The following is a 7467-nucleotide window of genomic DNA, read 5'->3' on the forward strand; positions in this document are numbered from 1 at the left end:
GGCGGCGATCAGCAGGGCGTAGACGTTGTGCCGCAGGTGCTCTGCCTTCGCAGTCTGTCGTGCCTGGCGGATGAGCGCACATGTTCGGGCGATCTCCGCGTCACCCTGACCGGCATCCAACAGGGTGCCGTCACCGTGCTGCGCGGCGAAGGCCAGCGACTTGGGTCCTCTGCCGCCGAGCATCAACTCGACCTCGCCGGCCGGAGGGAAGGACAGGGTGACGTCCTCGACGTGGACGTAGCGGCCTTCGAAGGTGACGGTCTGCCCGGCAAGTAGCCCCCGCAGGACATCGTGATACTCCTGCAGCAACGTCATCGGCGAGGCCACCCGGGCCCCGGTCTGTCCCATCCACTCCTGGACCCCGTGTCCGATCCCGGCGATCAGGCGCCCGGGAAACAGCCGGTGCAGGCTGGCCAGTTCCATTGCGGCGAGTGCCACGTTGCGGAGCGGCACCGGTAACAGTCCGATGCCGACCGGGATGCGATGCGTCCAGGCCAGTGCGGCCGCGGTCGTCGTCAGCCCGCCGTGGGTGAAACAGTCCTCCCACAGCCAGAATTCGTCGAGGCCGGCCTCCTCCGCCGTGATCGCCGCTTCGCGTAATCCCTCTGGCGGCAGCGCCGCCACGTAGGCGATACCCAGGCGCGGCGTCACCCCGTCGCGAACTGTCATCGAGCGGGCACCCCGAGTCCGGTGGGCGCGTCGACGCGGCCAGGGGCGATTGCGATCGCGAGCCCGTAGACCACCACCGCGATGACGAACGATCCCAGTGTGGTCATGTCGATTCCGCCGGCGATGCCGGCCAGCGGCCCCTGATAGGAGCCGGTGTCGACCGCCAAGGCCCCGACGGCGGCGCCGCTGAACCACGCGACGACCGCGGGCATGTTCCATCCGCCGGTGAACCAGTAGCGGCCGCCGTGCCGGCCCTGGGCGAAGGCCTGGAGATCGTGCAAGTCGTAGGGGCGGTTGCGATTACGGATGGCGGCGACCACCAGGACGGCGACCCACGGAACGGTGATGGCGTTGAGGAAGATCGTGACGGTGGTGAAAGCGTCGGCGGCGTTGAGGGCGAACACGCCGAGTAAGACCAGGGCCATCGACAGCAGTGCGGCCAGGACAGTGGTTTGGACCCGCGATAGGCGGGGGAGCAGCGATTCGAGGTCGAGGCCGGTCCCGTACATGCTCGTCACGCCTTGGCCGAGCCCGCCGAGGACCCCGACGACCAGGATGGGCAGGACGTACCAGCCGGGGGAGTTTCCGACGAGGTCGAACATGTAGGAGTCGCTGGCTTCGGTGAACGAGGCGGCGGTGAACATGCCGAAGATCATCGGGATGAGTTCGCCGACGACGAGCCCGCCGGCGATGGCGACCAGGACCTGGCGGTCGGAGAACCGGACTTGGGAGATCCGTCGGGTGTAGTCGCCGATGATTGTGGCGTAGGACACCGGTCCGGCGACCCCGAGGACGAAGGACAACATCCACGTCGGCCAGTAACTGCCCAGCGCCAGCTCGCCGGTGGTCCTTGTCGCGTCGAAGCTGCCGGCGAAAGCGAACACGCCCGCGACCAGTGCGGCGCCGACGACGACGGCGATGACCTTCTGGGTGGCGACGATCGTCGCGTGGCCGTAGATGGCGATGACGATGAACAGTGCCGTGGTGATCACATAGGTCAGCGCGCGGACCCAGTTGCTATCGGGCAGGCCGAACAGCCGGTTGCCGGCCGCGACCACGGCATCCCCGCTGGTCCAGACCGTCACCGCGGTGTACACCAGGGTGCCCAGGACAGTCAGGGCCGTGCCGATGAGCCGACCGCGGATCCCGTAATGGGCGCCACTGGACACCGTCATGTTGGTGCCGGTCCGCGGCCCCAGCAGCGCCACCCACATCGTGAGCAGCGAACCCACCAGAACGCCGAGAGTCAGCGATGTCGCCGCGGACCAGAACGTCAGGCCCAGAGTCATCGGCAGCCACCCGTAGACAACGACGGCCCAACTGAAATTCAGGCCGACGAAGACGTAGAAGAGATTCCGGGGGCGTGACGTCCGCCCCTCCTCGGGCAGGCACTCGATACCCGCCTCTTCGACCCGTCCGACTTCGTCCTCGACGTCAAGCCTGGTTTCATCCATCGCCACTGTCCTTAGCGCTGTTGAGCCAATGGTTCGCTGACTGACGCGTCGGTCAGTAGTCTGACTTTAGGTGACCCCGACTCTCTTCGCAATCCCACCGCAACGAGGTTTCTGCCGCGGATGATTCTGGTCCTCGAAGGCGTAGGTTATTGCCCATGTCGAGATCCAACCGCGAGGAATTGCTTCGTGCGGCATGGGCGGTGATCGCCGAACGCGGGGTATACGGGTTGCGCGTCGAAGATGTCGCCGAGGCGGTCGGCGTGACCAAATCGCTGGCCTACTACCACTTCAAGTCGCGGGCGGGCTTGCTGGCGGCGACACTTGATTACAACGAGGGATTGTCGCCGACCGCGGTCCTGAAGACCGCCAAAGGTAACGGTTTTGAGCGACTTCGAACGGCGGCCGTCGCCGAGTTCGAGTCGTCGAAAAAGATTCGGATGAATCATATTGTCTGGCATGAGATCAACGCGGCAGCGACGTTCGACGAGGAACTGCGTGACCGGGTGCGAACGATGACTCGGCGCTGGGTCGATGAGTTCGCTGACGCGGTGCGAGAGGGTCAGCGCGATGGGTCGATCCACGCCGGAGTCGACCCCGATTCCGCGGCTTCCGCTCTCACCGCTCTGCTGGCCGGGTTCATCGAACGTGTGCTGGTGGACGAGTCCGTTCGGGTGCAGGCCCGCGGCGTGGTGAACCAGTGGGTCGGCGACCACCTGCGGGCTCCATCCGTCAAGCCGGCGCGGTCGCGCTGAGTCCTATTCCCACCACTTCTTTCTCAGACCTGCGGTCATGTTCTCCGGCGCGCCGTCTGTGACGATGATGTTCTGCTCGAATCCTGCCAGGTCGCCGTTGGGCGCGTTGAAATACACCTCCACCGCCAGTGTCATGTTCTTTCGGATCACCACGTCGCTCTCGCCCGTCAGCCAGGGGGCCTCAAGTCCGAGGCCGATGCCGTGGCCGAAGTACGGCCACATGGATGCGTGCTTGACGTGGGTGTCGTGGTGGGCATCTTCGTCGGCGACTTGATCGGCAAAACCGTTCTCGCGCATCCATGTCGTTCCCCGTTGGTAGATCTCGCGGCATCGCACACCGGGCCGGATGCCGGCCACGAGGTGCTCAACGAGGGCGATTGTGCCGTCGATGATGCGCAGTTGATCCGAACTCGGTCTTCCGCCCACGATGGTGGTGCGGGCGGTGTCGGTGAAGTAGCCGCCGATGCTGCCCCACGCGTCGACGTGGAAGATGTCCCCGGCCTGCATCGGATGCTCGTAGTCCCAACTGGGCAAGGCGAAGTGGGACTTCAGCTTGTGGCCGCGCACCCCGGAGGCGATGTCCAGATCGGCGGGGATGCCGCCATGCTCGGCGAGGTAGGCAAGCCCTGCCCCGGCGACATGGCCCTCGGTCACTCCGGGCACGGCCGCCTCGAACATCGCTGACATCCATCCGACGCCGACGGTTGCGGCCTCCCTCATCAACTCCAGTTCGGCGTCGCTCTTGACCGCCCGTAGTTCGGCGAGAATCTCGTCGGCGATGGTCCAGTGCACGGGGTGTCCGAGCGTGTCGAAGATCATTCGCTGGTGACTGGCGAGAAAGACGTGGTGGCCGACGAGTCCGATGTGGCGATCCTGCAGTCCGAGATCCTTGAGAGCCTCGGCGACCCCGACGGCGACGTTCATCGCCGGCCGCACGTCGGCGATGTCGATGAATTCCGCTTCCATCTCGGGCAGATCGACGACCAGGACCGGGTCTCCCTGCACGGGCAGAACCAGGGCCGTGTAAGAACGCCCACTCCACAACTCGGTGTCGGGTTCAGCCGATGAGATCGCCGGGAAGTGGTTGGTCAGGTAGAGGACGTCGCCATAGTGGTCGACGGCAGGACCGCCGCGACCCCACACCACAAGGGCGTCCAGGCCACGATCACGGGTCATGGCTATCGCCTTCGCCCGCCGCTGACTCAACTCCGTCAGTGGTATACGCCGTGCAAGCATTCCGCCTCCAGTGATACTGACTGACGCAACAGTCAGTAATAAGACTAGATGCCTTGCTGCCAGGCGTCAAGGATTGCGGGGCGCGGGGCATGGTCTATTCATCGCCTGTGCCGGGAGGTGACCGGAACCAGTCGGCCTCAGTGATCTCCTCCGACTCATCAGTTCGCTTGAGGCACAGTCGTATTCGCACTCACGAGGATTTGGCATGAAATCACGTCCGCTCAGCGCTCGATCTGCTGCCGGATCCACTCCAGGTTCGCGGCCATCACCTCGCGCCAGTGCGTCAGCCGGCGCTCGATGATGCGGGCCTCCTTGTCCGGATTAGCGGCGATCGCTGCGGTCAACCCGTTGAACCCCGGGCCGAGCCGGCCCCACTGCCGGATCAGGGTTCCGTCACTGGTGGGTTCGACCTCGAAACCCCACGTGGTCGAGACCTCGTCGTTGACGATGACGCTCCACACCCACCGCCGCTGATCGTCGACCTCCATGACCTGAGACACCGTCTCCCAGTCGCCCATCCCGGCATTGCGGTTGCGGCCGAGGAACCGCGCACCGACCGCAACGCCGTCGGCACCGTCGAGCCACTCGACGGACTGTAGTTCCGGTGAGGACTGCAGCGGCAGGGTGATGTCGCTGACATAGCGCCACGCGGTGGCGACGTCGCAGTTGACGCGCTGGGTCACTTCGATGGTCGGCCGGTCCCGGTATCGCACGCAGGTAGCATCCCACGGATGAAGATCGGCGCCATGATCGAACCCCGCCAGCCGGGCGCGGCGCAGTTCGCCCGGGCCGCCGAACGCCTCGGGGTCGACTCGCTGTGGGTGCCCGAGGTGTGGGGGTATGACGCGCTGACCGGTCTGGGCTACCTGGCCGCGGTCACGTCGACGATCACCCTGGGAACCTTTGTGGTGCAACTCGGTTCGCGAAGCCCGGCGCTGCTGGCCACCTCGGCGCTCAGTCTCGAGGAACTCTCCGGCGGCCGCTTCATTCTGGGCATCGGCACCTCCGGACCGAGGGTGATGGAGGGCTGGCACGGCGTGCGTTTCGACAAGCCGATCGCGATGACCCGGGAGACCATCGAGATCGTCCGCATTGTGAGCCGCGGGGAACGGCTCCAGCACGACGGCGAGGTGTATCGGCTCCCACTGCCGAACAGCAGCGGAGCCGCGCTGCGCCCGATGGTGCGGCCGGGCCACGTACCGGTCTATATCGCGGCGCTGGGGCCGCGGAACCTGAGGCTCACCGGCGAGATGGCCGACGGTTGGCTGGGCAACACCTTCATCCCCGAAGCAGCCGAGGTATTCCTGGGTCCGATGCGCGAGGGTGCGCAGAGTGCGGGGCGCACCCTGGCCGACATCGCACTCGTCGCACCCGTCGCCGTCGAGATCCACCCCGATGAGGCCTCCGCCCACGCCGCGCAACGCCGGCACGCCGACGGGTACGCGTTCACCATCGGGGCGATGGGTGATGGCGGCCGCAACTTCTACAACGATGCCTTCACCCGCCTCGGCTACGGCGACGACGTCAAGCGGGTGGCCTCGCTGTGGCAGGAAGGCAACCGCGACGAGGCGAAGGCGGCCGTTCCGATCGACCTGGGCCGGCTCACCAACCTCGTCGGCACCCGGGACTTCATCGCCGAACGCATCAGCCACTACCGCGACGCGGGGATCACCACGCTGCTGGCCAAACTCGACGGCGAGCCCACCGAGCAGCTGGCCACGCTGGAGGAACTGCTCGCGATCGCAGGGTGATACAACTAGCGCCATGACATCGCTGAACGACCCCTTGACGCTGCCCTGCGGTCAGGTGCTGCCCAACCGGATCATGAAGGCCGCGCTCAGTGAGGGACTCGCCGGCCGCGACCATGCCCCCGACGACCGGCTCCAGCGTCTCTTCACGACGTGGAGCCGGGGCGGGTACGGCCTGATCATCACCGGCAACGTGATGATCGACGGCACCCAGCTCGGCGAGCCCGGCAACGTCGTCATCGAGGACGAACGCCATCTGGACGCGCTGTCGAGGTGGGCTAAGTCGACCAAGGACGCCGGCGTGCCGACCTGGGTGCAGATCAATCATCCGGGGCGGCAGGCCAATCCGTTCAACCTGGGTCACACACCGGTGGCGCCCAGCGCGGTCGCCCTCAAGATCCCCGGTGCGCCGACTCCCCGCGAGCTCACGCCCGAGGAGATCGAGGACATCATCGAACGGTTCGCGACGACATCGGCGGTCTGTGAGACGGCGGGTTTCGACGGTGTCGAGATCCACGCGGCGCACGGTTACCTGATCGCTCAGTTCCTCTCGCCGCTGTCGAATCACCGCGACGACGAGTGGGGTGGTGACCCGCAGCGCCGGATGCGCTTCCTGCTCGAGGTCGTCCGTCGGATCCGCGCCCGGGTGTCGCCGGGATTCGCCGTCGGCATCAAGCTCAACTCGGCGGACTTCCAGCGCGGCGGCTTCAGCGAGGACGACTCCCGCGAGGTCGTGAAGGCCCTGTCGCATGAGGGCCTGGATCTGATCGAAGTCAGCGGTGGCAATTACGAACAGTCGGCGATGATGGGCAGCGCCGCCGAGAGCACCCGGAAACGTGAGGCTTATTTCCTGGAATACGCGCGAACTGTGCGCACCCTCTCCGGTGGCGTTCCGTTGGCGGTGACCGGTGGCTTCCGGTCACGTTCGGCGATGGCCGCGGCGATCGAGGGCGGCGAATGTGACGTGGTGGGCCTGGGCCGGCCCACCGCCACCACCCCCGACGCCGCCGACGCGATCCTCTCCGGGCGGTTGGATTCCCTCACCGCCCATCAGCTTCGGATTCCCGCCGGCCTTGGCAAGGTCGAAGCGCTGAAATCCGTCGAGGGTCTGCTCGATCTGAACTGGCACACCGACCAGTTGCACCGGATGGGTGCGGGCCTGCAACCCGATCTGGACCGCGGCCGGCTGGCGACCGCGCTGGCCATGTTCCGCCGCAACGGCCGCATCTCGATCGGGCGCAAACGCGGAGTCTCCTGAAGCCGCAGGCAGCTGACGTGGCAGTTCGGTGACGCCCCGGCCGGGGTCTTACTAACCGTTCACCTATAGGTCACCCGGTGGCAGCGCAATCACGCTAGTTTTCACCCGTGCAGATACACCTGGACGGCTATACCGTCGTCGACGATGAAGATGACGACCCGGTACTTCTTGACCCCTCGGGCGTCATGGTGGACACCTGGCGGGAGAACTATCCCTATGACCACAGGATGGAACGTTCCGATTACGAGGAACAGAAGCACATCCTGCAGGTGGAGTTGCTGAAGCTGCAGAACTGGACCAAGGCCAACGGCCTGCGCCACGTCATCGTGTTCGAAGGCCGGGACGCCGCG

7 protein-coding genes and 1 pseudogene are annotated in these 7467 nt (G+C 66.1%); 4 read left to right on the plus strand and 4 right to left on the minus strand.

From position 1 onward, the window contains the following. Together ACR2JI_RS14035 and ACR2JI_RS14040 are read right to left on the minus strand one after the other, a co-directional pair. The coding region (locus ACR2JI_RS14035; protein WP_526390961.1) for an LLM class flavin-dependent oxidoreductase at positions 1–669 on the minus strand (669 nt) is incomplete at its 3' end. After that, positions 666–2123 (minus strand): purine-cytosine permease family protein, encoded by a 1458-nt coding sequence (locus tag ACR2JI_RS14040; RefSeq protein WP_526390963.1) that lies wholly within the window; start codon positions 2121–2123, stop codon positions 666–668. The genes ACR2JI_RS14035 and ACR2JI_RS14040, both read right to left, overlap by 4 nt. Before the next feature lie 155 nt (positions 2124–2278). Here ACR2JI_RS14040 and ACR2JI_RS14045 point away from each other — a divergent pair, with 155 nt between their 5' ends. Next, complete coding sequence (locus ACR2JI_RS14045; RefSeq protein WP_526390965.1) at positions 2279–2875, plus strand: TetR/AcrR family transcriptional regulator; 597 nt, start codon at positions 2279–2281, stop codon at positions 2873–2875. A 3-nt stretch (positions 2876–2878) separates the two neighbouring features. Here the strand turns inward: ACR2JI_RS14045 and ACR2JI_RS14050 are convergent, their stop codons facing one another. Both ACR2JI_RS14050 and ACR2JI_RS14055 read right to left on the minus strand, forming a co-directional pair. Then, positions 2879–4051 carry a M24 family metallopeptidase gene (locus ACR2JI_RS14050; protein WP_526390967.1) on the minus strand — a complete coding sequence of 391 codons (1173 nt, stop codon included), beginning with the start codon at positions 4049–4051 and terminating at the stop codon, positions 2879–2881. Between the two features lie 281 nt (positions 4052–4332). Beyond that, positions 4333–4824 (minus strand): SRPBCC family protein, encoded by a 492-nt coding sequence (locus ACR2JI_RS14055; RefSeq protein WP_526390969.1) that lies wholly within the window; start codon positions 4822–4824, stop codon positions 4333–4335. A gap of 18 nt (positions 4825–4842) precedes the next feature. Between ACR2JI_RS14055 and ACR2JI_RS14060 the strand changes: the two genes are divergently transcribed. From ACR2JI_RS14060 to ACR2JI_RS14070, 3 genes and pseudogenes are all read left to right on the plus strand, one after another. Then, positions 4843–5862, plus strand: coding sequence for an LLM class flavin-dependent oxidoreductase (locus ACR2JI_RS14060; protein ID WP_526390971.1), 1020 nt, complete (start codon positions 4843–4845; stop codon positions 5860–5862). A gap of 13 nt (positions 5863–5875) precedes the next feature. Beyond that, complete coding sequence (locus tag ACR2JI_RS14065; protein WP_526390973.1) at positions 5876–7117, plus strand: NADH:flavin oxidoreductase/NADH oxidase family protein; 1242 nt, start codon at positions 5876–5878, stop codon at positions 7115–7117. A gap of 107 nt (positions 7118–7224) precedes the next feature. Next, positions 7225–7467 (plus strand): annotated as a pseudogene (locus tag ACR2JI_RS14070) (polyphosphate kinase 2); the annotation flags it as partial.

Origin of the sequence: Mycobacterium sp., assembly GCF_051006775.1 — a bacterium.
GTDB lineage: Bacteria > Actinomycetota > Actinomycetes > Mycobacteriales > Mycobacteriaceae > Mycobacterium.